Source organism: Mesobacillus harenae, assembly GCF_013343715.1.
GTDB lineage: Bacteria > Bacillota > Bacilli > Bacillales > Cytobacillaceae > Mesobacillus_A > Mesobacillus_A harenae.
On the sequence record NZ_JABUNR010000023.1, the window covers coordinates 19,805 to 42,841 of the forward strand.

At 40.9% G+C, this 23,037-nt stretch carries 25 protein-coding genes and 1 riboswitch; of the genes, 16 read left to right on the forward strand and 9 right to left on the reverse strand.

The genetic code is table 11. The features are described 5' to 3' along the window. Positions 1-166 precede the first annotated feature (166 nt). Positions 167-424, reverse strand: coding sequence for a DUF6154 family protein (locus HRJ06_RS21010; RefSeq protein WP_174734952.1), 258 nt, complete (start codon positions 422-424; stop codon positions 167-169). Between the two features lie 231 nt (positions 425-655). Between HRJ06_RS21010 and HRJ06_RS21015 the strand changes: the two genes are divergently transcribed. Next, a complete protein-coding gene (locus tag HRJ06_RS21015) occupies positions 656-973 on the forward strand; it encodes a hydrolase (RefSeq protein ID WP_174734920.1) in 318 nt (105 codons plus the stop codon). 169 nt (positions 974-1,142) lie between these two features. Further along, positions 1,143-1,607: an RNA deprotection pyrophosphohydrolase gene (gene ytkD, locus HRJ06_RS21020; RefSeq protein WP_174734921.1), complete on the forward strand. Its 465-nt coding sequence runs from the start codon at positions 1,143-1,145 to the stop codon at positions 1,605-1,607. Between the two features lie 243 nt (positions 1,608-1,850). On the opposite strand, the gene HRJ06_RS21025 is transcribed toward ytkD, so the two are convergent. Genes HRJ06_RS21025 through HRJ06_RS21035 form a run of 3 tightly spaced genes read right to left on the reverse strand, consistent with a single transcriptional unit; the run spans position 1,851 to position 4,428 of the window. Then, positions 1,851-2,657, reverse strand: coding sequence for an ABC transporter permease (locus tag HRJ06_RS21025; protein WP_174734922.1), 807 nt, complete (start codon positions 2,655-2,657; stop codon positions 1,851-1,853). Further along, a complete protein-coding gene (locus HRJ06_RS21030) occupies positions 2,635-3,414 on the reverse strand; it encodes an ABC transporter ATP-binding protein (protein WP_174734923.1) in 780 nt (259 codons plus the stop codon). Before HRJ06_RS21030 ends, HRJ06_RS21025 begins: the two co-directional genes overlap by 23 nt. A gap of 18 nt (positions 3,415-3,432) precedes the next feature. After that, positions 3,433-4,428 (reverse strand): ABC transporter substrate-binding protein, encoded by a 996-nt coding sequence (locus tag HRJ06_RS21035; protein WP_174734924.1) that lies wholly within the window; start codon positions 4,426-4,428, stop codon positions 3,433-3,435. Between the two features lie 111 nt (positions 4,429-4,539). On the opposite strand from HRJ06_RS21035, the gene HRJ06_RS21040 reads away from it, so the two are divergent. Then, on the forward strand, positions 4,540-5,328 hold the full coding sequence (locus HRJ06_RS21040; protein ID WP_422392750.1) for an alpha/beta hydrolase family protein: 789 nt from the start codon (positions 4,540-4,542) through the stop codon (positions 5,326-5,328). Positions 5,329-5,364: 36 nt separating this feature from the next. Further along, positions 5,365-5,607, forward strand: coding sequence for a DUF2584 domain-containing protein (locus tag HRJ06_RS21045; protein WP_174734925.1), 243 nt, complete (start codon positions 5,365-5,367; stop codon positions 5,605-5,607). Between the two features lie 258 nt (positions 5,608-5,865). On the opposite strand, the gene pckA is transcribed toward HRJ06_RS21045, so the two are convergent. Then, positions 5,866-7,452: a phosphoenolpyruvate carboxykinase (ATP) gene (gene pckA, locus HRJ06_RS21050; RefSeq protein ID WP_174734926.1), complete on the reverse strand. Its 1,587-nt coding sequence runs from the start codon at positions 7,450-7,452 to the stop codon at positions 5,866-5,868. A gap of 345 nt (positions 7,453-7,797) precedes the next feature. Next, positions 7,798-8,014, forward strand: a riboswitch (SAM riboswitch). Between the two features lie 282 nt (positions 8,015-8,296). On the opposite strand from pckA, the gene metK reads away from it, so the two are divergent. Next, on the forward strand, positions 8,297-9,496 hold the full coding sequence (metK, locus tag HRJ06_RS21055; RefSeq protein WP_174734927.1) for a methionine adenosyltransferase: 1,200 nt from the start codon (positions 8,297-8,299) through the stop codon (positions 9,494-9,496). 291 nt (positions 9,497-9,787) lie between these two features. Further along, positions 9,788-11,692 (forward strand): asparagine synthase (glutamine-hydrolyzing), encoded by a 1,905-nt coding sequence (gene asnB / locus HRJ06_RS21060; protein ID WP_174734928.1) that lies wholly within the window; start codon positions 9,788-9,790, stop codon positions 11,690-11,692. On the opposite strand, the gene HRJ06_RS21065 is transcribed toward asnB, so the two are convergent. Both HRJ06_RS21065 and HRJ06_RS21070 read right to left on the reverse strand, forming a co-directional pair. Next, positions 11,689-12,567: a C39 family peptidase gene (locus HRJ06_RS21065; protein ID WP_242035318.1), complete on the reverse strand. Its 879-nt coding sequence runs from the start codon at positions 12,565-12,567 to the stop codon at positions 11,689-11,691. The genes asnB and HRJ06_RS21065 overlap by 4 nt on opposite strands. A 129-nt stretch (positions 12,568-12,696) precedes the next feature. Beyond that, the gene (locus tag HRJ06_RS21070; RefSeq protein ID WP_174734929.1) at positions 12,697-13,221 is read right to left on the reverse strand and encodes a gamma carbonic anhydrase; all 525 of its coding nucleotides are present in this window, start codon (positions 13,219-13,221) and stop codon (positions 12,697-12,699) included. 611 nt (positions 13,222-13,832) lie between these two features. On the opposite strand from HRJ06_RS21070, the gene HRJ06_RS21075 reads away from it, so the two are divergent. After that, entirely contained in the window at positions 13,833-14,636 is an 804-nt protein-coding gene (locus HRJ06_RS21075) for an alpha/beta fold hydrolase (RefSeq protein WP_174734930.1), read from the forward strand. Between the two features lie 13 nt (positions 14,637-14,649). Continuing rightward, positions 14,650-15,738: a tetraprenyl-beta-curcumene synthase family protein gene (locus HRJ06_RS21080; RefSeq protein WP_174734931.1), complete on the forward strand. Its 1,089-nt coding sequence runs from the start codon at positions 14,650-14,652 to the stop codon at positions 15,736-15,738. 75 nt (positions 15,739-15,813) lie between these two features. On the opposite strand, the gene mnmM is transcribed toward HRJ06_RS21080, so the two are convergent. Further along, entirely contained in the window at positions 15,814-16,386 is a 573-nt protein-coding gene (gene mnmM / locus HRJ06_RS21085; RefSeq protein ID WP_174734932.1) for a tRNA 5-(aminomethyl)-2-thiouridylate-methyltransferase MnmM, read from the reverse strand. 1 nt (position 16,387) lies between these two features. Continuing rightward, positions 16,388-17,350 carry a tRNA modification radical SAM protein MnmL/YtqA gene (gene mnmL, locus HRJ06_RS21090; protein WP_174734933.1) on the reverse strand — a complete coding sequence of 321 codons (963 nt, stop codon included), beginning with the start codon at positions 17,348-17,350 and terminating at the stop codon, positions 16,388-16,390. A gap of 188 nt (positions 17,351-17,538) precedes the next feature. On the opposite strand from mnmL, the gene HRJ06_RS21095 reads away from it, so the two are divergent. The 8 genes from HRJ06_RS21095 to HRJ06_RS21130 all read left to right on the forward strand — a co-directional run bounded on the left by HRJ06_RS21095 (position 17,539) and on the right by HRJ06_RS21130 (position 23,036). Next, positions 17,539-17,802: a DUF2524 family protein gene (locus HRJ06_RS21095; RefSeq protein WP_174734934.1), complete on the forward strand. Its 264-nt coding sequence runs from the start codon at positions 17,539-17,541 to the stop codon at positions 17,800-17,802. An 18-nt stretch (positions 17,803-17,820) separates the two neighbouring features. Then, positions 17,821-18,000 carry a glycogen biosynthesis protein GlgD gene (locus tag HRJ06_RS21100; protein ID WP_174734955.1) on the forward strand — a complete coding sequence of 60 codons (180 nt, stop codon included), beginning with the start codon at positions 17,821-17,823 and terminating at the stop codon, positions 17,998-18,000. Between the two features lie 416 nt (positions 18,001-18,416). Next, positions 18,417-19,385, forward strand: coding sequence for a hypothetical protein (locus HRJ06_RS21105; RefSeq protein ID WP_174734935.1), 969 nt, complete (start codon positions 18,417-18,419; stop codon positions 19,383-19,385). 2 nt (positions 19,386-19,387) lie between these two features. Beyond that, positions 19,388-19,831: a cytochrome c maturation protein CcmE gene (locus HRJ06_RS21110; protein WP_174734936.1), complete on the forward strand. Its 444-nt coding sequence runs from the start codon at positions 19,388-19,390 to the stop codon at positions 19,829-19,831. A gap of 21 nt (positions 19,832-19,852) precedes the next feature. Then, positions 19,853-21,823: a heme lyase CcmF/NrfE family subunit gene (locus HRJ06_RS21115; RefSeq protein ID WP_174734937.1), complete on the forward strand. Its 1,971-nt coding sequence runs from the start codon at positions 19,853-19,855 to the stop codon at positions 21,821-21,823. Positions 21,824-21,837: 14 nt separating this feature from the next. Next, the gene (locus HRJ06_RS21120; protein ID WP_174734938.1) at positions 21,838-22,314 is read left to right on the forward strand and encodes a cytochrome c-type biogenesis protein CcmH; all 477 of its coding nucleotides are present in this window, start codon (positions 21,838-21,840) and stop codon (positions 22,312-22,314) included. An 11-nt stretch (positions 22,315-22,325) separates the two neighbouring features. Continuing rightward, positions 22,326-22,685 carry a hypothetical protein gene (locus HRJ06_RS21125; protein WP_174734939.1) on the forward strand — a complete coding sequence of 120 codons (360 nt, stop codon included), beginning with the start codon at positions 22,326-22,328 and terminating at the stop codon, positions 22,683-22,685. Between the two features lie 3 nt (positions 22,686-22,688). Beyond that, positions 22,689-23,036, forward strand: a complete 348-nt coding sequence (locus tag HRJ06_RS21130; RefSeq protein WP_174734940.1) for a hypothetical protein — start codon at positions 22,689-22,691, stop codon at positions 23,034-23,036. The last annotated feature ends 1 nt before the right edge of the window (position 23,037 follow it).

A 23,037-nucleotide genomic window follows, 5' to 3' on the forward strand; every position in this document is an offset into this window, starting at 1 on the left:
TAAGGCAGTAGAATCCCCAAGAGATGGTTAAGAGATAAATAAAAGACCTTAGACAATCTCGATATGGAACGAGTTTGTCTAAGGTCTGAACTGGGTTGCTATTAGAATTCGACATTCGTACCATCTTTAACGATGATCCGCACTCATCGCAATATGTATAAGCTAATTAATGAATATTGCGTGTTTGAAAGGGTGCCATCTTTGTCCCGCCAAATTCATCCTGGGCAAACTTGCCTTTTAGGCTTTCAATTAGGTATATACCCATCAGGTCATACAGTTCTTGTTTATCAAGATCCTTTATTAGACTTAGCAAATCCTCATGGCTCATTTCCTCAAGGAAAGCAAAAGCAAGCATATCGATATCTTCTTCATCGCCTGTCAGTTTATTTCTGTAAAGTTCATATAGCTCATCAATAAGTTTCAATTTTCTCACCTCTTATCCGCCTATTTCGTTCGCAAAGTTCACAGATAGGTTCTGCACTATATCTATTTAATACCCTTCCAATAAAAAAATATTCCTTTTAATGTTGCGGTCTTATTCTAGAAAGTTGCTCTCTTATAAGCATATCATTAAAAAACTGAAACATAATAACATTAATGAATTTTTTAAAAAAAATTGCGAGAAACCAAATACATTACGCTTGGAGGGTGAGGATTGGGCCAGCAAAAGAAAACCTATTACATTAATGTGGGAAGTGGAGAAATTTCTCAAAGCAGCACTGCTTCATCTTGGAATTATGAAATAAAAGCTACGGACGAAGAAGTAACTTTACTCCGAGAATACTTTGATCAAAGTTATACAACAGACTGGCAAAACTTTTTTAGAGCCCATGTTCCTTATGTCCAGTATCATTATGACCGAGAAAATGATGCTTACGACGAGACATTAACAAAAGTTTATGAAATGATTTATGAACTTGGAGATGAACAGGCAAAATCACATATCGAAAGCATGGGGATTCTCTCAAACTAACCAAGAGCCGCAGCCAACCTGCGGCTTTTTATTTGGTTTCTTGTTTGTTTGATTGTATTCTAGAAAAGTGGACAAAATTACGCTGAACAAGAATTTCGAATGAGAAACAATTTACATACACAAAAAGAAAGAATGTTCTTTATTAATGTTTACAAAAGTGAGGCTAGCTATGGAGAAATTTTATGATATGAACGGGGAAGCCGTCAGTTTATCTCTAAGTACGAATGCTTTTAGCATGGAGCCGGAACATGTATTAGTAATATGCCGGTATCAAGAGAAATGGCTGATGACCGATCATAAAAAGCGGGGCTGGGAGTTTCCGGGAGGCAAACGGGAACAGAATGAGTCGCTTGAAGAGACTGCACATCGGGAAGTATACGAGGAAACTGGAGCTCGATTAGCGAAACTTATTCCAATCGGTGAATATAAAATAGGGATTGGAGATACTTCATTTGTTAAAAGAGTCTATTATGGTGAAGCAGGCTTAATGGAAAGTCTTAACTCGTTTTATGAAACAAACGGTCCCGTGCTTGTGTCAGGCGACCTATTAGAAGACCGGTTTAAGCCACATTTTAGTTTTATTATGAAGGATAAGGTAATTGAGAAGTGTATTGGTCTTGTAAATTATATATAGGATTCAGTTTAACAACGCCATATTACTAGGTGCAGGTTCCGTTTTAAATAAACTAGCAGCCAGTTCAGACAAGTTCCTAACGTGACATAAAATGAAACACCTTCCAAACAGGGGCACAGATCCTTCGATTTAAATACAGTTGAAATCTAAATAGCCATCCCATTCGCACCCCTACCTAAGCTTCCTGCTTGTACTGGATGTTAGACGCAACTCTTATTACAAAGGGCAGCCTTTGTTAGTTGGCTACCCATTTTTAATCAGCTTCTTTTCTAACAGATCTACTGCCTGATACATGATCGTAGCTAGCACCGCGATTAAAAGAAGTGAGAGCATAACAAGTGTAAAGTTAAATACCTGAAAGCCATATATAATCATATAACCCAATCCTTTTGCAGAGACGAGAAACTCCCCGACAATTACACCTACCCAGGAAAGTCCAACGTTTACTTTCAAAGTTGAAATAATCGTTGGGAACGATGCTGGCAAAATGGCCTCACGAAAGCATTGGACTCGGGTGGCTCCAAAAGTTTTTAATACAGTTACATAATTAGGGTCAACTTCCTTAAAGGATGTATAGACAACGATGGTGGTAATGATTATAGAAATAATCGCACCCATAGCGATAATGGACGTGAAACCAGGGCCTAGTGCAACAATAAGAATTGGACCTAGTGCGACTTTTGGCATTGCATTCAATATGACTAGATAGGGATCAAGAATATCAGAAAGTAGCGGTGACCACCACAGAATAGCCGCGAGCAATGTCCCTAGAAAGGTTCCTAGTATGAATCCTACAACGGTTTCAGTTAAGGTTACTCCAACATTCATAGCAAGAGAACCGTCGTTCATTTTTTGGATAAATAGGTTCCAGATTTTTGAGGGAGAGCTGAATATGAGCTGATCAATCCAGTCTTTTTGGCTGGCAAGCTCCCAGCTAGAAAAGAACAGCAAAAAAATGACCAGCTGATAGAAACGAATCCATCGTTTTTTATTTATTAATGTCTTAAGGTAATCCTGATGAAGGAGTTCAATACTTTTCTGGTTCTTCAAGCTGCTCCAGCTCCTTCCATATCATCTGGAAAAGTTCAGCAAACCGTCGGTGGTTTCGAGCCTTAAAAGGCGTCAGGTTTCTTAATTCCTCTGGTATTGTAAAGGTTTTGTGAAGTCTGCCTGGCTGAGGTGAAAACAGAAAGATTCGATCACTCATGGCGATTGCTTCGCCAATATCATGGGTCACTAGAATTGCTGTTTTTCCGAATTGTTTTAAAGTGTTTGATACAAGATCTTCCAGCTTAAGTTTAGTTTGATAATCAAGAGCGGAGAATGGTTCATCCAACATTAGCAGCTTCGGTTCAGTTGCAAGTGTCCTTACAAGGGCGACACGCTGACGCATTCCTCCTGATAAATGTCTGGGCAATTTGCTTTCTACCCCTTTTAATCCCATTTGATGCAGAAGCGATAAGGCTTCGCTCCTGGTTTTATCGTTAAGCACCTGGTTCATTTTAAGGCCAAGTGTTATATTTTCTTCGATTGTCTTCCAGGGGAACAAGTAATCCTGCTGCAGCATATAGCCGATTTTATTATCCCCATCCCCAATGGGACGATTTTCAAGTTCCACTTTACCTTCTGTTGGTTTAATCAATCCTGCTACAATCGATAGCAACGTTGTTTTGCCGCAGCCGCTTGGACCTAGGAAGGAGATAAATTCTCCCTCTTGTACGTCCAATGTAATATCAGAGAGGGCAGTGGTTGCTGATGATTTTGTGAAATACGTGTGATGGATATGGTTAATCGTAAGGAAATCCATCAGGCAATCCCCTCCTCATTATTTCATGCTTTTTTCTGCTGCCTCTGTATCAACAAGAGTGTTGTAATTTACTTGTTGAGGAAGTTCTCCGGCTTCACCCATAATATCCTGCAGGTTATTCCATTCCTCTTCATCTAGAATCGGATCTGTGGCAAAGGAACCCTGGCTTTTATAGCGGTCTATAACGGTTTCGATAATCTCGATGTCTGTGTCTTTAAAATACGGTTCTAGTAATTGTGCCGTTTCCTTTGCACTGTGGGAATCTACCCATTGCTGTGCCTTATAGACAGCTTTAGTGAATTTATCGATTAACTCAGGATTTTCCTTCATAAAGCTTTGTTTAGCCATGAATGTAGTGTAAGGAACATGGCCAGATTCAGTTCCAAACGAGGCGACGATGTGACCCCTGCCTTCTTTTTCAAAAATACTTGCAGTCGGCTCAAATAACTGGACGAATTCACCAGTTCCCGAAGCAAAGGCGTTTGCTATATTTGCAAAATCAACATTTTGAATTAAATTTAAGTCTGCATGAGGGTCAATCCCTTGTTGTTTTAATACGAATTCCCCGACCATCTGGGGCATTCCGCCTTTTCGCTGGCCTAGAAAAGTCGTTCCCTTTAAAAGATCCCAGCTGAAGTTATCAATCTTCTCCCTGGAAACGAGGAAGGTTCCATCTGTTTGGGTCAATTGGGCAAAGTTGATGACTGGATCATTTGACCCCTGGGCATAGACATAAATAGAAGTTTCAGAACCCACGAGAGCTATGTCGGCTCCATCTGAAAGAAGGGTTGTCATTGTTTTATCTCCCCCCCAGGTGGTAGTAAGGTCCACTTTTAGACCTTCTTCTTCAAAAAATCCTTTTTCAAGGGCAATATATTGAGGAGCATAGAAAATAGACCTTGTTACTTCTGCAACGCGGATAGTATCGACCTTTTGCTTCCCGCACGCTGCAAGAGGTATGATTAAGACAATCGTAAAGAGCAGTAACGTTCCAGCTTTCCACCACTTTTTCATTAAGTAACCTCCTGATCATTTTGCTTATTCTAAACTTAGGATATCTTATGATGGTGCCAAAATTGTGTGAATGCCTAGGAATAAAAATTGCTAGAGAGGAGGAAATCAGCAGTGTATCTGGATGGACAAATTATTTCATCTCAGAAATTCCCATCGCCAAATCCTGGTGTGGAGTTATCTGTTATAACGTACATGTCCAGCAGCCTTAAAGTTAAGGGGTTGCTAGCGGTACCAAGGCGGCAGGCCAGCCAGGAGGGGTTTCTTTATTTACGAGGGGGAATAAAAAATATCGGAAAGGTAAGACCTGCTAGAATAGCACAGTTTGCTGCGGAAGGTTTTATTGTATTCGCTCCCTTTTACAGAGGGAATCAGGGAGGTGAAGGGAATGAAGACTTTGCTGGCAATGATAGAGAGGATGCTTTTGGAGCGTTTAAGCTTCTCCTGAATTATCCTGGAATAAAACATGTTCATATCTTTGGCTTTTCCAGAGGGGGTGTAATGGCTCTTTTGACGGCGATTGAGTTTCCCGAGGCTGCTTCCGTTGTCACATGGGGTGGTGTAAGCGATATGTTCTTAACATATGCGGAGAGGAAAGACCTGCGAAGAATGATGAAGAGAGTGATAGGCGGGACTCCAGCAAAGTATCCGTTAAGATACCGTACACGGACGCCATTATACCGGCTGGACCAACTTGAAGCCCCTGTCCTAATTATTCATGGGAGCAGGGATAAAAACGTTTCAGTGGATCATGCATACCGTCTAGAAAACAGGCTCAAGGAGCTTGGCAAATCTGTTACAAGCTGGTATTTTGAAAAGTATACTCATTATTTTCCACCGCACATTAACCGCGATACTGTTAAAGATTTATGTATTTGGATGAAAAAACAGGCAGAAAAATGATAAGATGGTGAAAAGGAACTATAAGGAGAGAGTAAAATGGGAATGCCTTTAGAATTGAATACATTAATCGTTACGAAAGGCAGAGAAAAACGGGTGGAGGAAAACCTGTTTTCCCTGCTCAAAGAAGGGTATCGGCTTTACCCGATTAATATTCCTATAGAAGTAAGAAAAACAGTTGATGGTGAAACTACAGGGACAGCAGTTATCAAGAAAGTAGAGTGGGAGAACAATTCGACTACTGTCATTTATCAGCTAGTCGCTCTAAACTCCACAAACTAGATAGTCATGCAAGTCGCTGGATGCGGAACTGGATGAAAGCCAAAGCATACGATTATTGGCCTCTAAAGAATAAAAGCCGTTGATTCCATTGGAATAACGGTTCTTTTTTCTATTTTCATGGACGTATATTGCGATGTACTACCTCTCTGGAAATACGCTAAGCTTCCCGCGTGCTTAAGCTCGGTCTGCTACAAAAGCTTAATAGGAAAGAGGCCTTTGTCAACAGACAAGGGCCTCTTTTAGATATATTTTCTGATGCTATCCTTTAGGTCCGCCTTGAACTTCAATCTCTGGAGGGACACTTGTGAATTTCTTGAAGTTATTGCGGAATGAAGCTGCAAGCTCTCTTGCCTTTTCATCGTAGGCTTTTGGATCTGCCCAAGTCAAATGAGGCTGCAGAACTTCATCAGGTACACCAGGTACATGAATTGGAATTTCAAGTCCAAAGATGTCATCTTTTACGGTTTCAACATTGTTTAACTCGCCTTCAAGAGCTGCCTGGATCATCGCACGTGTGAAAGCTAGTTTCATACGGCTGCCCTCTCCATAGGTTCCGCCAGTCCAACCTGTGTTGACAAGATAAACCCGGGAATTATGCTCTTCGATCTTTTCTCCCAGCATGGCAGCGTAGCGTGTCGCAGGGAGCGGGAGGAAAGGCGATCCAAAGCAAGTCGAGAATGTAGCTTCAGGAGCTGTGACTCCCCGTTCGGTGCCAGCGAGTTTAGATGTATATCCGCTTAGGAAGTGGTACATTGCCTGTTCCTTTGTTAGCTTAGAAATTGGAGGCAAGACTCCGAATGCATCAGCTGTTAAAAAGACTATTGTATTTGGATGTCCGGCAACGCTTGGTTCAACTATATTATCTATCGCTTGAATTGGATAAGCAGCCCGAGTATTCTCGGTCAGTGTACTATCATCGTAATCAGCCTCACGTGTCTCTTTGTTTAAAACGACATTCTCTAAGACCGATCCAAACCGGATTGCATTAAAAATCTGCGGTTCTTTTTCTTTTGAGAGGCTTATACATTTCGCATAGCAGCCACCTTCAATATTAAATACTCCGTTAGGCGACCAGCCGTGTTCATCATCACCAATCAACTTCCTGTGCGAATCAGCAGAGAGCGTCGTTTTGCCTGTCCCGGATAATCCAAAAAACAGTGCAACATCTCCTTCTCGGCCAACATTGGCAGAGCAATGCATCGATAATATGTTGTTTTCCGGCAAAATATAGTTCATGACGGAAAAGATCGATTTTTTAATCTCCCCAGCATATTCAGTACCGCCAATCAAAACAGTCCTGCGTTCAAACGAGATAATGATAAAGGTTTCTGATGATGTTCCATCTACAGCAGGATTTGCCTTAAAATCTGGTGCTGATATAACAGTAAAGTCAGCATCATGGTCTAACAGTTCATCCTGATCTGGACCAATGAATAGTTGATGGGCAAAAAGATTGTGCCAGGCGTACTCGTTAATGACCTGAATTGGCATCCGGTGTTTTTTATCCGCGCCGGCATAGCCTTTGAATACAAAGACCTCATCTTTTTCCTTTAAATAATTAAGGACTTTGTTGTACAAGTTCGAGAAAACTTCTTCGGAAATGGGCTGATTTACTGATCCCCATTCGATTTTCGAACGAACAGAAGCTTCATCAACAATGTATTTGTCCTTCGGGGAACGGCCTGTATAAGTTCCTGTTTGGGCACAGACGGCTCCTGTAGAAGTCAAAATGCCTTCTTCACGATTCAGCACCCTTTCAACTAACTGAGGTACGGATAGTTGAATGTGTACATTAGCCTGTTTTAATAGCTGGTTTAATTCATTTGTTATTCCTATAGAGCTCATCTGATGAATACCTTCCTTTATTAGAAAATTTATGCTTGAAAGTCATTGCATCTTCTAAATAGTATAACACATTAGAAAGATTAATCTATACTAATAACCTGAAAATTCTCTGTTTTTCATTAAATGAACAATCTCCTGGAAATGCACTCATTTTAACAGTTCTAATAGGGATATGAAAGTTCCAGCAAATGGTTAATAATTTAGGGGATACCGAGTTATTTGGACATACAGCAGCCGTTTTTTTTGCACGTTCGACAATTTTTAAGCAAAAATTAGCGATAAATGCTGAAATTATATTGACAGCTTTTGAAGTATTAAGATATGATTTTTATTTGAACGGATACTCTCTTATCCCGAGCTGGTGGAGGGACAGGCCCAATGAAACCCAGCAACCTGCTAATCAAGAAAACAGATCGGAAAAGGCATGAGGCAAATACCCTGTTTAAAGCAAACATAATAAGGTATAGAACTTTTTGTCTATGAGAATTATTCCTGATCAATTATGTTTTATTGAGCAAAGGTGCTAACCTGAAGCAAGGGCATATACCTTGAACGATAAGAGTGAAAGGCGCGGTTTTTTCGCAGTTAACCTTTCCTCGGGCTTATTAAGGAAGGGTTTTTTATTTTGCAGTCCTTAAAGCACGACCACTAGATGGGACGGCTTTCTTGTTAAGTGCTGCTTCTCCGAAAATCCAATGCACCTGGCTGGAGTAAGAAAGATTTGATATTTTCTAATAAAAACTCCACGTTTATTTCATACTACATAGGGAATGAGTACCGTATCAATTCGGGGTTGAGAAGGGCAAGCCCTTTTTGCCTCGCGTTATAATAAGGAGGAAATCAGATGTCAACAAAACGTCGTTTGTTCACTTCTGAATCAGTTACAGAGGGTCATCCTGATAAAATATGCGACCAAATTTCAGACTCTATTCTGGATGCAATTTTAGAAAAAGATGCCAATGCTCGTGTTGCCGCTGAAACTTCGGTAACAACTGGTTTAGTCCTGGTTGCAGGAGAAATTACCACATCTACATACGTAGATATCCCTAAAATTGTACGAAATACAATTAAAAACATTGGCTACACACGCGCTAAATATGGTTTTGACTCTGAAACCTGTGCTGTGCTAACTTCAATCGATGAGCAATCTGCTGATATCGCCATGGGTGTAGACCAAGCTCTTGAAGCAAGAGAAGGCACTATGTCTGATAAAGAAATTGATGCTATCGGAGCAGGAGACCAGGGCCTTATGTTTGGCTTTGCCTGCAATGAGACAAAAGAGCTTATGCCTTTGCCAATTTCGTTAGCACACAAGCTTGCCCGCCGTTTAACTGAGGTGCGGAAAGAAGATATTCTTCCTTACCTGCGACCAGATGGGAAAACTCAGGTAACAGTTGAATACGATGAAAATGACAAGCCGGTACGTATTGATACCATTGTTATATCTACCCAGCACCATCCTGAAATAAGCCTGGAACAAATACAGCGCAACCTAAAGGAACATGTTATTAATCCTGTAGTTCCTAAAGAGTTAATTGATGAAGAAACAAAGTACTTTATTAATCCAACAGGCCGATTTGTTATTGGCGGACCACAAGGTGATGCAGGTTTAACAGGCCGTAAAATCATTGTTGATACGTACGGAGGCTATGCTCGCCATGGCGGAGGAGCCTTCTCTGGTAAGGATCCTACAAAGGTAGACCGTTCTGCTGCATATGCTGCACGCTATGTTGCTAAAAATATTGTGGCAGCAGGGCTTGCTGAAAAAGTGGAAGTACAGCTTGCCTACGCAATTGGGGTAGCACAGCCGGTTTCCATTTCAGTAGATACCTTTGGAACAGGCACAGTAAGTGAAGATGTGTTAGCTGATCTTATCCGCTCTAATTTTGATCTCCGCCCAGCAGGAATCATCAACATGCTGAACCTGCGCCGGCCAATTTATAAGCAGACGGCCGCTTATGGTCACTTTGGCCGTACTGATGTGGATCTTCCATGGGAACGTACGGATAAAGCAGATACTCTTCGTGAGCAAGCGACCAAATAAATATTCAAGAGGAGTTGCATAAACTGTAACTCCTCTTTTCTTTTCTCCGTCTTATAAAAGAATATGATTTTTCGCATAAGGTTTATCCTAACGGGAAAACGTGTAAGATTTTACTATTACCGAAATTTAACCATCGCTTCCTTTGTTTTCATGAGTACATTTTTTAATGTTTTAGTGTTAGTATTAGAGATATGTTTTTTTTTCATGTTTACCTATGCTGGGCCTAGGAAGGTCGGCTAAAAATACAAGCCAAGGGAAATTTTGGTAGAAATGGAGTAGGTGAAGTACATAATGTGTGGTTTTATCGGTTGTGTACATGACAAGACACAAGATAATAACAGTGAACAACAACAACTCTTTAAAAATATGAATGATATTATTACCCATCGAGGACCTGATGATGATGGCTATTTCTTTGATGAACACATTCAATTTGGCTTCCGCCGTTTAAGTATCATTGATATTGAATGCGGACACCAGCCCTTAACGTATGAAAACGAGCGTTATTGGATTATTTTTAATGGAGAGATTTATAATTATTTAGAATTGCGGGAGGAATTGGTTCAGGAAGGGCTGAGTTTTGAGACCCATTCTGATACTGAGGTGATTCTTGCTCTCTTTAGTCATTTAAAAGAAAAAGCGGTCGACAAGTTACGTGGGATGTTTGGATTTGTTATTTGGGATAAACAGGAGCAGACTCTATTTGGAGCACGTGACCCGTTCGGAATTAAGCCCTTTTTTTATTTCCAAGATGGTGAAAGGACTTTTTTTGGATCAGAAAAGAAAAGTATCTTACTAGCCCTTGAAAATGATGTGATGGACTATGAGTCTCTGCAGCACTACCTGACCTATCAATTTGTTCCTGAACCTGACACGATGTCTGAGGGAATTCACAAGCTTGAGCCAGGGCATTTCTTCACAAAAAAAATCGGGCAGCCTATGGAAATACAAAGGTACTGGAAAGCTAATTTCCAACCCGTTAAGAAATCAGAATCTGATTTTATCAAAGAAATAAAAGACGTTTTAATAGATTCTGTAAAAATCCATATGCGAAGTGATGTACCGGTCGGGTCATTCTTGTCCGGCGGAATTGATTCATCCATAATTGCCAGTATTGCTAAGGAATTTCACCCTGCAATAAAAACATTTTCTGTCGGGTTCGAACGTAATGGCTTCAGTGAAATTGATGTGGCTAAAGAAACAGCCGATAAACTTGGTGTTGAGAACATCAGTTACGTTATTTCACCAGAGGAATATATGAACGAGCTTCCGAAGATTATGTGGCATATGGATGACCCGCTTGCAGACCCGGCCTGCGTACCGCTGTATTTTGTCGCACGTGAGGCACGTAAGCATGTGACCGTTGTTCTTTCGGGAGAAGGAGCAGATGAATTATTCGGCGGTTATAACATTTACCGAGAACCTCAGGATCTTGAGATGTTCAATAAAATTCCGCAGGCAGGAAAAAATCTGCTTAGAGGCATTGCGAAAATTATGCCAGAAGGAATGAAAGGCAAAAGCTTTATTGAACGCGGAGTGACCCCGATGGAGGAACGATATATCGGAAATGCGAAAATGTTTACTGAGGAAGAAAAGAGCGAACTGCTTAACGTATATAACAGAGGGATTCAATACACTGACGTCACAAAGCCCCTGTATGAGGAAAGCGCAGGTTATCATCCGATTGACCGAATGCAGTATATCGATATCCATACTTGGATGCGCGGGGATATCCTTCTTAAAGCAGACAAAATGACAATGGCTCACTCGTTAGAGCTTCGAGTACCATTCCTTGACAAAGCAGTATTTGATGTCGCTTCTAAAATCCCAGCAGGCTTGAAAACAGCTGATGGAACAACAAAATATATTTTGCGTAAAGCAGTTGAAGGTATAGTGCCTGATCATGTCCTTAACCGGAAAAAGCTTGGCTTCCCAGTTCCAATCCGCCACTGGCTTAAAGACGAAATGAATGACTGGGTCAAAAAGACGATTCATGAGAGTGATACAGGCCACCTCTTCAATAAGACTTATATTTTGAAAATACTTGAGGATCATTGCCAAGGAAAAGCTGATAACAGCCGTAAAATTTGGACTGTCTTAATGTTCATGATTTGGCATGATGTTTATGTGGAAAAAAAATACTCCTTTCAGAAGGAGTATGAAACTGATAAATTGATGTATGCCCAAAAAGGTTAACGGGGGAGATAGGTAACAGCCTGTCTGCCCATTTGCACCCATGACTCCTCAAAATCGGAGATGGGTGCTTTTCTATTTTTAATACCTGTAAGCGGATCATTAAAATATATATATTCATTATCATAGCCTGTAACCAAAACAGAATGCATTTTAAAAGTAATCTTAACTTTGCCTGAAGGAGTTTGCCATGTTTGGAAATCTGCTTCTGGAAGAGATTTATATGAAGTATTTGTGATTACCCAAACGGGGCGATTATCAGACAGGTGGATTTTTAAATCTTGAAAATCAGATCCGGTTAAATCTTGCATCCTGCCGGGTAAGTACTGTTCGCCTAGGTCGAAAATAGGCTTGTGGTAAACACCAAGGCCTGGTTCAGTATAAGTATACATATTGCCAACAAACCCAATGTTAGGATTGCCAAAAATGACAGTTCCAGCCTTTAGCTTGTATGGAGCAGGATCCTTCCGTACCTGTTCGGCAAGGGAAAGCTTATCAACTGGTGATCCTGCGTGGTGCAGAAGCATAGCAAGGCTTGTTACCTCACAGCCCCGGGGCAGCTCTGGCATTTGTGATACAACTTGAACATCGAGTAATACATTTTCGCTGACCTTAACTATTCTGAGATCACCTGTTACCTCCGACTCGATCGCCATTGTTGCGGAGGAAGGCTCAAACCAGTTTGTAACCGATAAGACCTTGTGCGATGTATTAGAACTTTCAAGTACAAATATAATAGCTGCAATTAAGATGACAACCGAAAAAGGGATTGCAGATTTCAAAAATAAATTTAGTTTTTTGTTAGCTAATAATAACAGAAAGAAGATAAAAAGGCAGACAGCCAAAAGTAAAAGGTAGCCAAGTTCCATCTTATTCATTGAATTACCACCTTAAAAATCGATCATATGTTTTTTATCGGCTGTCTAGCTGCAAAGTTAATATAAATGTGGCATAAGCTTTTATAAATACGGGTAAAGATATAAACTTAGATTACAGAATGTTGGTTTTTAATCCTTTCCCTTAGGTTGAAGTGATTTATAATATTGGGCCTTTTCGGCATATTCCCTGGTGATTCGCTCCATATCCTGAATATCTTCGTCGGTCAGTTCACGGATAACCTTTGCGGGACGTCCAAAGGCTAAAGTGTTCGGCGGGATTTTTTTTCCTTGCGGAACGAGACTTCCTGCTCCAATAAAAGCGCCTTCGCCGATTTCGGCTTTGTCAAGGATAATAGAGCCCATGCCAATCAAGGCTTTTTTCCGGATTTTACAGCTATGCAGAATTACCTGGTGTCCAATGGATACTTCATCTTCTAAAATTACCGGGTTTCCCGGGCTTTGATGCAAGATAGAATTGTCTTGAATATTTACGCGTTTGCCGATTACGGCTGGTCCAACATCACCGCGAATGACCGTATTGAACCAGACGCTTGAGTGGTCACCAATCTTAACATCACCAGTAATTGTTACATAATCAGCAATAAATGCAGTGTCAGCAATTTTTGGAAATTTTCCGCCATAAGGGTAAATCATTTTACAGCCTCCCTAATAAAGTTTATGATGATTTTTAAAATGGAAATTACATTGATCGGAGCCAGCAATTTTATATCGAGAGTAAACTTCCCGGATTGTCCCGCGAGGGGCCAATAGGCTCGGAGCTGCTCGGGTCACATATGCTTCATTAAAGAAAAGCACCCCGGAGTCCTGCTCCCACGGCTAAAGCCGCATCGTAAGGCTGCAAGGAAGCCAATTCAGGTAGATGCCTAGCTGATGAAGTCAAAGAACGACTTCACCCTCTGGCCCTCCAGCGCTTTTCAGGTCTGCCCAGGCGTTTCCGCTTTTCTTATTGTCGAGCGTCAACGCCTAGACCCTCGAGACGCTTCGGTCCAGCTTATGAAGTCAAAGAACGACTTCACGCGCTGGCCCTCCAGCGCTATTCGGGTCTGCCCAGGCGTTTCCGCTTTTCTTATTGTCGAGCGTCAACGCCTAGACCCTCGAGACGCTTCGGTCCATCTGATGAAGTCAAAGTACGACTTCACCCGCTGGCCCTCCAGCGCTATTCGGGTCTGCCCAGGCGTTTCCGCTTTTCTTATTATATCGTTCTTTTTATTACTGTTAAAGTAAATGGCTAGGAGGAAAATATCATGTGGAAATGGGAAGCTGAAGGAGATGCAAAGGCAGTCATTGTGATGATTCATGGAGCAATGGAGCATCATGGACGGTATGGATGGCTTATTGAGATGTGGCGTTCATCAGGTTTTCATGTCATCATGGGAGACCTCCCGGGGCAGGGAATGACTACAAGAGCCGAAAGAGGCCATATAGATTCTTTTGAAGATTATTTGACTGAAGTGAAGGATTGGGTTAAAGCAGCTTATGACTTTGAATTGCCAGTTTTTCTACTTGGGCACAGTATGGGAGGATTAATAGCGATTAGGCTCCTACAAAAAGAAGAGTTCGCTTTGGCTGGTGTAATTCTGTCTTCTCCTTGTCTAGGGCTTGTTCATACTCCACCGAAAATAATGGATATCCTGTCACACGGTTTAAATATAATGATGCCTTCCTTAAAAATAGCCTCTGGCTTGACTGTTGAAATGGCAACTAGAAATAAGGACGTCATTGATGTGGATTTAAACGATTCTCTGTACATTACCAAAGTGTCTGTGAGATGGTACAGGGAGTTGGAGAAATCAATGAATCTGGCTTTTGAGGAATTGGGGCAGATGCAGGACGTCCCATTGCTGCTCATGCAGGCTGGTGATGATAAAATTGTTAACAAAGAACCAGTTAAAGCATGGTTTAATCAGGTGCCTCTTTCTGAAAAACGTTTAAAGGAATGGCCAAAATTATATCACGAAATTTTTAATGAGCCGGAACGAGACGAAGTGTTTGTGTACGCAAAGGATTTTGTTGAAAGCCAATTAAGGGCTATCGGCTACGTAATATAGAAAGGATGTTAGTATGAGTATTCCATCCATGCCGCTTAGCCTTATGTATCGTGTATATCGTAAAGTGTTTCCCGAGGTCCATAGGGAATTAGCCTACTGGAAGAGCAGAGCTGAGGCAATACCGAATGAGGAACTGCGAAATCAGGCGCTTGCTAGCATTAATCACAAGGCCTTTCATTGTGAAGGTGGAGGGATCCTTTCCCTTGTTTCACTAGAAGATTATAAATCAGCTGTTCGGTTTATCGTTGCCTACCAAACCATCAGCGATTATTTAGATAACCTTTGTGACCGAAGCACATCCCTCGACCCAGATGATTTCTCTGCATTACATGAATCAATGAAAGATGTTTTTATTCTCGAAGGGGAAATCAGGGACTATTACCGCTACAGAGAAGACCAAGATGATGGCGAATACCTCGCTGATCTTGTAAGAACATGCAGAAACGTCCTCAAGGACGTAAAGACATACGGCCTTATTAAAGACCAGCTTATGGAATTATCCCAATTGTATTGTGATCTTCAGGTTCATAAGCATGTCAAACAGGATGAAAGAGTACCAAGGCTGCAAAATTGGTTTTTGACGCATAAAGATCGTATGCCTAATATGGAGTGGTACGAGTTTTCAGCGTGCACAGGTTCAACCCTAGGTATTTTCTGTCTCGTGTCATATGCGATGAGGGATGATTTCAAGTCGGAAGATGCCGATAGGATCTTAAATGGTTATTTTCCCTACATACAAGGTCTGCATATTTTGCTCGATTATTTTATTGATCAAGAGGAGGATCGGGCTGGAGGAGACTTGAACTTTTGTTTTTATTATGAAAATGATGAAAAACTTTTTGAACGTCTAACCCATTTTGTAGAAAAGGCAGATAGTTATACATCAAAACTCCCCAATCAAGGTTTTCACAAGTTAATAAACCGAGGACTTTTGGGTGTCTATCTATCGGATGAAAAGGTTCGCTCACAGAAAGAAGTTCATCAGCTTGCAAGAAAAATGATCAAAGGTTCTGGTTTTATCAGTTATTTCTTTTATATAAATGGCAGAGCATACCGAAACTTCCAGAAATTAGTCCCGTCTGGGTTTGTTAAACGCTCCTAAAATAAAACAAACAAGCTTCCTATTGGGAGGCTTGTTTGTTTACGCTATGCCTGGCTGATCCAGATGCTTCCACTTTTACTTCTTCTCGATGGCTATTATGAACGGGGGGTTGTTTTTTTGATTCACAAATTGGTAGTGGAGAACATGGAACTTATTTTGGTTAAGATCAGTTGCATATTTCAAAAGCTCATCTCGCTCTGTAGCCCCTTCGGAATGTCCATGGTAAATCACAAGGACAATAATACCCCCTTTTGGCATGAATTCTAATAGCTGCTCAACTGCTGCTATAGTGGTGGAAGCCTTGGTTACTATGGATTTATCGCCGCCCGGAAGGTATCCTAAATTAAAAATACCCCCAGTAATCTTTTGATAATGTTCAGGAAGTATGCTTGTGTTAATATTTTCGTGTCCTTTTTGAAGGAGCACTGTCCTATCGAGAAGCTGATGCTCTTGGAGTCTCGATCTAGTTGAGAAAAGAGCTTCAGCCTGGATATCAAAGCCATAAACCTTTCCTTCTGGTCCAACAAGGTTAGCTAAGAAAAGAGTGTCATGACCATTTCCTAGTGTTGCATCCACAGCAATATCGCCAGGTTGTATTGCTTTCTTCAATAAATTTCTCGCAAAGGGAAGGATTCTATCAAGCTTCATCTTAGGTACCGGCCAGTGTCGTTTCGTAATACTTACCTTGCCAGCTGTTCCGCCGTTTAAGTTCAGCATCAATACTATTTAGAACTTCCCACTTATTTACACTCCACATTGGTCCAATCATTAAATCAATCGGGCCATCGCCAGTTATCCGATGAACGATCATTTCGGGAGGCAATACTTCTAACTGATCACATACTAAATTTACGTAATCGTCCAATGAAAGGAATTCAAGCATTCCTTTTTCAAACTGTTTAACCATAGGAGTTCCTTTCAAGAGGTGCAGTAAATGGATTTTTATCCCCTGTACATCCAGTTTTGCTGCCTGACGGGCCGTCTCCATCATCATTTCAGGATTCTCTAAAGGCAGTCCATTAATGATATGGGTACAGATCCGTATCCCATGGCTTCGCAGCTTCGATACACCTTCCTTATAACATTGATAATCATGTGCGCGGTTGATTAGAAGGGCTGTGCGTTCGTGAACAGTCTGGAGGCCAAGCTCAACCCAAAGGTATGTCCTTTTGTTCAGATCAGCCAGATATTCCACAACATCATCAGGGAGGCAGTCAGGGCGTGTAGCGATTGATAGGCCGACTACGCCTTCTTGCTTGAGAACGGCCTCGAATTTTTCCTTCAACACTTCTACTGGCGCATGGGTATTGGTATAAGCCTGGAAATAAGCCATGTACTTGCCATCTTTCCATTTCTTATGCATTTTATTTTTTCCTTCAACAAATTGAGCTTCAAGGCTTTCTGCTCTGTCTCCAGCAAAATCTCCAGATCCCGCTGCACTGCAGAATGTACATCCTCCATGTGCAACTGTACCGTCGCGATTTGGACAATCAAACCCGCCATCTAAAGCAATTTTAAAAACCTTATGCCCAAACTCCTGCCGGAGATGGTAATTCCAGGTATGATAACGTTTTGATTCACTCGAAAATGGAAAAGGATTATTTTGAATCATTTCAGATACCTCCTTTTTGGGAACGAAACTATAAAAAGGATTTTATCATGAAGTTATTGCTTATCCAATTAGTATTAAAAAATTGGAAGGAGTTATTGCTCTAGGTAAAGTGTTAGGACAATAAAAACTGAACAAAATAAACGATGAAGCAAAATTTTGCTTCAGTTTGTTTTAGAGGAGGGTTTCAAGTGGCTACACGGCAGTCAGTAGATGAACTTCTCCAGAAATGTGAGGAAGCAGTTCTTTATGGACAGGAACAGTACAATAGTGCGAGCAGGCAGGAGCATTATGATGACGAAGAATTTACAAGTGCCCTTCAAATGCTTGAAACAGCCTATAATGATCTTGCACAGCTTGCGCTCAGTGCCAACAGTGAACAGCGCGAACTGCTGCATCGTAAAAGGCTGCAGCTTCAACAGCTTCAAAACAGCCTGATCCTTCTAGACCATTAAAAATAAGGAGGATATATGATGAAAAAACGTTCCAAACAAAATAACCCTGAGCAGAAAACGAGAAATGGAATCAACAACCAGGATATGGAACTTGGTTTAGAGCATGATCCAATAAAGAAATCAAAGAAAAATTATGAGCAAACCGGTGGTCAGCCAGTAAAGTCGAAATTTCACCCTGAGCCTGAACAAGCTAGGTAAGAGTGGTCCTTTTAAGAAACGCTATGGCTGCAGTTACTATAAAAAAGCATCTTAGCGGAAGACAGTCTATTCCCACGTGGATAGACTGTTTTTTTAATTTAAAAACCGAAATATGTTCAATATTTTGTAATATTTTAAAATGCGTATTGTGTATACAGCTTATTTACCTTTAGAGTTGGCGTTCACAAATCAGATGAATCTGCCGGGATTTGTGTGAGTTAAATCACAGAATGAACTGTTTCAGAAATGGTTTAAATAGAGTAGATAAAAGAGAAACGTTTCTTAACAAGGATGAAAAAACAAGTCTTCTTCCAAGCTGCAAACCTGATTTGGGAAACAGGGCATTACGCTTGTGAAATAATTCACGAAACTGCCATTTCACTTAAAAGGACAATTGATTAGAAAGGATGTTAAAAATGAAAACACTAGCACTGATTTACAGCTCTGTGATTTGTCTTTTGTTTGCACTACCAGGGCTCACAAGTGCGGCAGATAAAAACGATATGCTGAAAATGGAGGAACTAAGTGTGCAAGTCATGCCGGAATTCTCCTTTCATCCTAGTGATAAGAACGAGGAACAGCCTCCGTTATTGATCGGATATCACGGTACGCTGATAAATAAAACAGAGACGAGCCAAAAGGGAGAAATTGAAATACCCCTTCCGATGGATGCTAAAAACTTCCGGATAGGTTTTGTCGCCGACTATGCTGGAGATCGAACAGAAATGAATGAAATTAAATATTCACTAGATAAAGAAAAAGGAACTATTGCTTGGGAGACGAGCAATGAGATAGAAACTCAGGAACTATATAAGTTTGTTATAGAGTTTTATACAGACAGTATTAAAGCAAAAGATAATGGTGAGAAAACCCTTTCCTATACATTCAAAAGCTTTGCAGATATTGGCATGCTCAACCTGATCTTTGTTGAACCGCTGAAAACCGACAGTTTTAAGCTGGAACCCGCTGCAGAAACACACCAAAAAAACACATACAACATGAATATGTTTTTATACCAGCAGCGCGGGATGAAACCAAATGAAGAGAAGAATGTTGAACTGGTCTATAAACGGACTGAATCAGCTACTACGATGGATATTATGGATGCGATGGCAGGTAAATCTGCAGGATCCAATGGTGCTGTAAGAGATAACGAAACCATGCCGTTATGGATCATCATCTCTGTAATAACAGGAATTACTGTTGTTGCTGCAGCTTTTCTTGTCTTTATCCTAAAAAGACGTACTAAACAGCTGTCAACTACCCAGCCACAAAAGGATGCCTTACGAGAGATCAAAAAAGCAAAACTGCGAACTATGCTGCTGGATGGCACTGTCACAGAAGCAGAGTACAACCAACTCATTAAGAAGCTAGGAGGCCGATGAAAATGTCTCAAAATAAAAAAATCATTACCGGTTTAGCGATGGGAGTTGCTGCAATCCTAATCATGTTCTTCTCAACGATGCCTGCTGCGGGAAGTAAGGAGATTACAATAGACGATTTAGTAAATAACCAGGAAAAATTTAAAGGTGACTACGTTATGACTCAGGGCTTGCTAAACAAAGACTCGATAAAATGGAACGCTGACAAAATCGAGCTTGAATTTGAAATTTTTAATGAAGGTGAAGGCAGTCTGCCTATTTTCTATAGAGGAGTAAAACCTGATAACTTTACGGATGATGTCATAGTAATCGTAGAAGGATTCATGCAGGATGGAATCTTTGAAGCTGAGAAGGTACAGACAAAATGCCCATCAAAGTATGAAGGTGAAGACATGGAAAACTACGATGGTGAAATGCACAAGAAAATGTTCAATGACAAAATGGAATAACTCGGATAGGTGGTTTTCTAAATGTATTTGATCGGAAATATAGCCTTAGTGCTTGGAGTGGTTATATCCCTTTATTCACTGGCAGCCAACATAATAGGAATTAGAACAGGAGATCGGAAATGGCTGGAAAGTGCCCGCGGCGGAGTTTTATCGCTAGTTTTTATAGCAGCTGTAGCATCCTTTCTGCTCTTTTACATCCTTGGTACAAGCCAGTTTCAATTCAGCTATGTAGCAGCGTATACCAGCCAAAATCTTCCGATGGTATATAAGCTAACCGCCTTTTGGGCAGGGAATGCAGGATCATTAATGCTTTGGACGGTTCTCCTCTGCATATATGCTGGAATGATTGTTTTTTCAAAAGAGAAACGGAATCCAATGATTCCTTACGTTTCAAGTGTGTTATTGATTAATATTTTATTCTTCTTCACCGTTATGCTGATTAATGGCAACCCATTTGAAATGACAGATAAAATTCCTGCTGATGGTAAAGGGTTAAACCCAATGCTCCAAAATCCAGGAATGATTCTCCACCCGGTCACACTATTTATGGGTTACGTCGGTCTTGCCGTTCCTTTCGCATTCGCGATTGCTGCTCTCATCATGAAAAGAATGGATGCCGAGTGGATAAAGCTGACAAGACGGTGGACATTAACCGCGTGGTTGTTTTTAACACTTGGTAATATCATCGGTGCTTGGTGGGCCTATGTTGAACTGGGTTGGGGAGGATACTGGGCCTGGGACCCTGTTGAGAATGCCTCTTTTCTTCCATGGCTGACTGTCTCGGCATTCCTTCATTCGGTTATGATCCAGGAACGAAAAAACATGCTGAAGATTTGGAATGTCAGTTTAATTATTTTGTCCTACATTTTAACCTTATTTGGAACATTTCTTGTCAGAAGCGGGATTTTAACAAGTGTTCATGCGTTCGGGGACAGTAACCTAGGAGCATATTTTCTGATTTTCCTTGCCTTCATGGCGATGATTTCTATTTACATTGTTATGACTAGATATCAATTAATTAAAAAGGACAGCAACCCAATTGAATCTTATTTCTCAAAAGAAAGCAGCTTTCTTCTTAATAACCTAATATTGGTAGTCGCTGCCTTCGCTGTCTTCTGGGGTACCATGTATCCGCTGATTTCGGAATCGGTCACAGGCACAAAAGTTAACGTAGGGGCTCCTTACTTCGACAAAGTAATGGCACCGATATTTCTGGCACTTATTTTACTCATGGCAGTCTGTCCACTCATTGCCTGGCAGAAGGCTGCGTTCGATAAGTTTATTAAAAGCGCTATAGTACCTCTTTTAATGGGATTAGCCACGGCTTTTCTATTATTGGCAGCAGGAGTAAAAGGACTTTATGCAATTCTGGGCTTAGCTTCTACTGTTTTTATGTTTGGAACCCATGTCATGGAATTTGTCAGGGGGATTCATGCCAGAAGAAAGGCAACAAAAGAAAATGTCTTTAGGGCGGCTGTCAGGCTAACGCTGAAAAACCAGCGCAGGTATGGGGGATATATTGTTCATATGGGGATTGCTGTGCTCACTGTTGGTGTCATTTCCTCATACGCCTACTCTAGTGAAGTGATGAAAACGATTAATAAAGGTGAAAGTATTACAATAGGGCACTATGAATTAACTTTTAACGGGCTAAGTGAAACAACTAGAAATAATAATGGAATTGTTGTGGCCGATGTTTCTGTTGCGTATAAAGGAAAAGCGATTGGCGGAGTAAAACCTGAAAAAATCTTCTACGAGACATGGCCGGAGCCGTCAACAGAAGTAGCAGTTAAGACCCATTGGGCCCAAGATTTATATGTAGTGTTAAGCTCGTGGGAGACAAAAGATAAAGTAACATTCATGGTAAAAGTGAATCCGTTTGTTAGCTGGATTTGGACAGGTGGAATCATTGTGGTAATTGGATCAGCATTTGCCTTAATTGGCGGCAGACCAGCAGGTCGAATTCAGCCTACATCAGTAACGAAGAGCTAAGGCAGGTGAACGTTATGAATTTAAAAATAATACTGTCTACCATTCTACTAATCATTTTAATACCAACAATTACCGGGGCGTTTACCTATAACTCAAAAGAATTTCAAACAGTCATAAAGCAGCTTGACATGCAGGGGCATGCAGACCATGAGTTTTCAACCTGTACAATTCAAAAAGTCTATTACGATGAAGTCATTGAAATGCTGAATGGCGGGATGAATGAAGCAGAAATCATCCAGTCATATGTGGATGAATATGGGCAGGCAGCTTTAAGAACACCTGGGAGCGGAAAAAGCGGAATAATTGCCTGGGTGATGCCGGGTATTGGACTTGTAATAGGAGTTATCATTTTAGCTGTATGGCTAAAAAGACTGACAAGAAAAAATCAGGAGGCCGTATATGTCCAGCCTGGAAAAGCTGGCTGGAAGAATGAAACAGAGCGTGAAATTATTGAAAAAACATTCGAAGAAGAACGTCGAAAGCTTTTTTAGGAGCTGATTGTATGGATTACATATTTCTAGTTACAGGTTCGATCATCATTATTACTTGTTTTTACTTTATAATCTCGCCTTTCTTTTCAACCACAGTTCATTCAGACGGATTAATCGAGCAGGTGTCAGGGGAAGCAAGCAGTGTGGATAGTATTTACAGATCTGTGAATGAGCTGGAAATGGACTTTTTAATGAAAAAAATTTCTGAAGCTGACTTCATCAAGATGAAGGAGCATTATCAGATGCTGGCAGCTGACTTTTTAAAAGGAGAACAAAATCCAAAGGTTGTCCAAGGCAAAACCTCATCTAAAGAGGTCGATATGGAAATCCTTCGTGAGCTGGAAACATTACGCAGGCAGAAAGGAAGATAGGGGATGGGTAAGTTCCCGCCATTTCATCCTGATTGGCTAATAACCTTCTGGTTTAAAACACCAGGCCTCAATAGGCTGGATCCTCATTGGATGCTGGGTATTTTAGCGGTGTTCGGTACAGTGATCTTATATAGTTTGTGGAAGAGAAAGCAAAAAAGTGAGCCTGAAGCAGATGAACAGGCGTTTAAGCGATTATTGCTGAAAAAAAACGTTATTGAAGAGCAGCTTCTAAATCTCGAAGAACAGCGTAAACAGGGAGAGATAACCGAAGTGCTATACAGGAAGAGAATAGGAGAGTTTCAGGAGCATCTAGATATTGTCAAAAAACAGCTTCTCCAATTTACCTTATGAA

Coding starts and splice junctions, on each gene's coding strand:
- asnB (WP_174734928.1), top strand. CDS start 9,788: ATGTGTGGTTTTATCGGTTGTGTACATGACAAGACACAAGATAATAAC.
- metK (WP_174734927.1), top strand. CDS start 8,297: ATGTCAACAAAACGTCGTTTGTTCACTTCTGAATCAGTTACAGAGGGT.
- HRJ06_RS21080 (WP_174734931.1), top strand. CDS start 14,650: ATGAGTATTCCATCCATGCCGCTTAGCCTTATGTATCGTGTATATCGT.
- HRJ06_RS21045 (WP_174734925.1), top strand. CDS start 5,365: ATGGGAATGCCTTTAGAATTGAATACATTAATCGTTACGAAAGGCAGA.
- ytkD (WP_174734921.1), top strand. CDS start 1,143: ATGGAGAAATTTTATGATATGAACGGGGAAGCCGTCAGTTTATCTCTA.
- mnmM (WP_174734932.1), bottom strand. CDS start 16,386: ATGAAGCTTGATAGAATCCTTCCCTTTGCGAGAAATTTATTGAAGAAA.
- HRJ06_RS21125 (WP_174734939.1), top strand. CDS start 22,326: ATGGATTACATATTTCTAGTTACAGGTTCGATCATCATTATTACTTGT.
- mnmL (WP_174734933.1), bottom strand. CDS start 17,350: ATGATTCAAAATAATCCTTTTCCATTTTCGAGTGAATCAAAACGTTAT.
- HRJ06_RS21030 (WP_174734923.1), bottom strand. CDS start 3,414: ATGGATTTCCTTACGATTAACCATATCCATCACACGTATTTCACAAAA.
- HRJ06_RS21100 (WP_174734955.1), top strand. CDS start 17,821: ATGAAAAAACGTTCCAAACAAAATAACCCTGAGCAGAAAACGAGAAAT.
- HRJ06_RS21120 (WP_174734938.1), top strand. CDS start 21,838: ATGAATTTAAAAATAATACTGTCTACCATTCTACTAATCATTTTAATA.
- HRJ06_RS21115 (WP_174734937.1), top strand. CDS start 19,853: ATGTATTTGATCGGAAATATAGCCTTAGTGCTTGGAGTGGTTATATCC.
- HRJ06_RS21035 (WP_174734924.1), bottom strand. CDS start 4,428: ATGAAAAAGTGGTGGAAAGCTGGAACGTTACTGCTCTTTACGATTGTC.
- HRJ06_RS21075 (WP_174734930.1), top strand. CDS start 13,833: ATGTGGAAATGGGAAGCTGAAGGAGATGCAAAGGCAGTCATTGTGATG.
- HRJ06_RS21110 (WP_174734936.1), top strand. CDS start 19,388: ATGTCTCAAAATAAAAAAATCATTACCGGTTTAGCGATGGGAGTTGCT.
- pckA (WP_174734926.1), bottom strand. CDS start 7,452: ATGAGCTCTATAGGAATAACAAATGAATTAAACCAGCTATTAAAACAG.
- HRJ06_RS21130 (WP_174734940.1), top strand. CDS start 22,689: ATGGGTAAGTTCCCGCCATTTCATCCTGATTGGCTAATAACCTTCTGG.
- HRJ06_RS21065 (WP_242035318.1), bottom strand. CDS start 12,567: ATGAATAAGATGGAACTTGGCTACCTTTTACTTTTGGCTGTCTGCCTT.
- HRJ06_RS21105 (WP_174734935.1), top strand. CDS start 18,417: ATGAAAACACTAGCACTGATTTACAGCTCTGTGATTTGTCTTTTGTTT.
- HRJ06_RS21070 (WP_174734929.1), bottom strand. CDS start 13,221: ATGATTTACCCTTATGGCGGAAAATTTCCAAAAATTGCTGACACTGCA.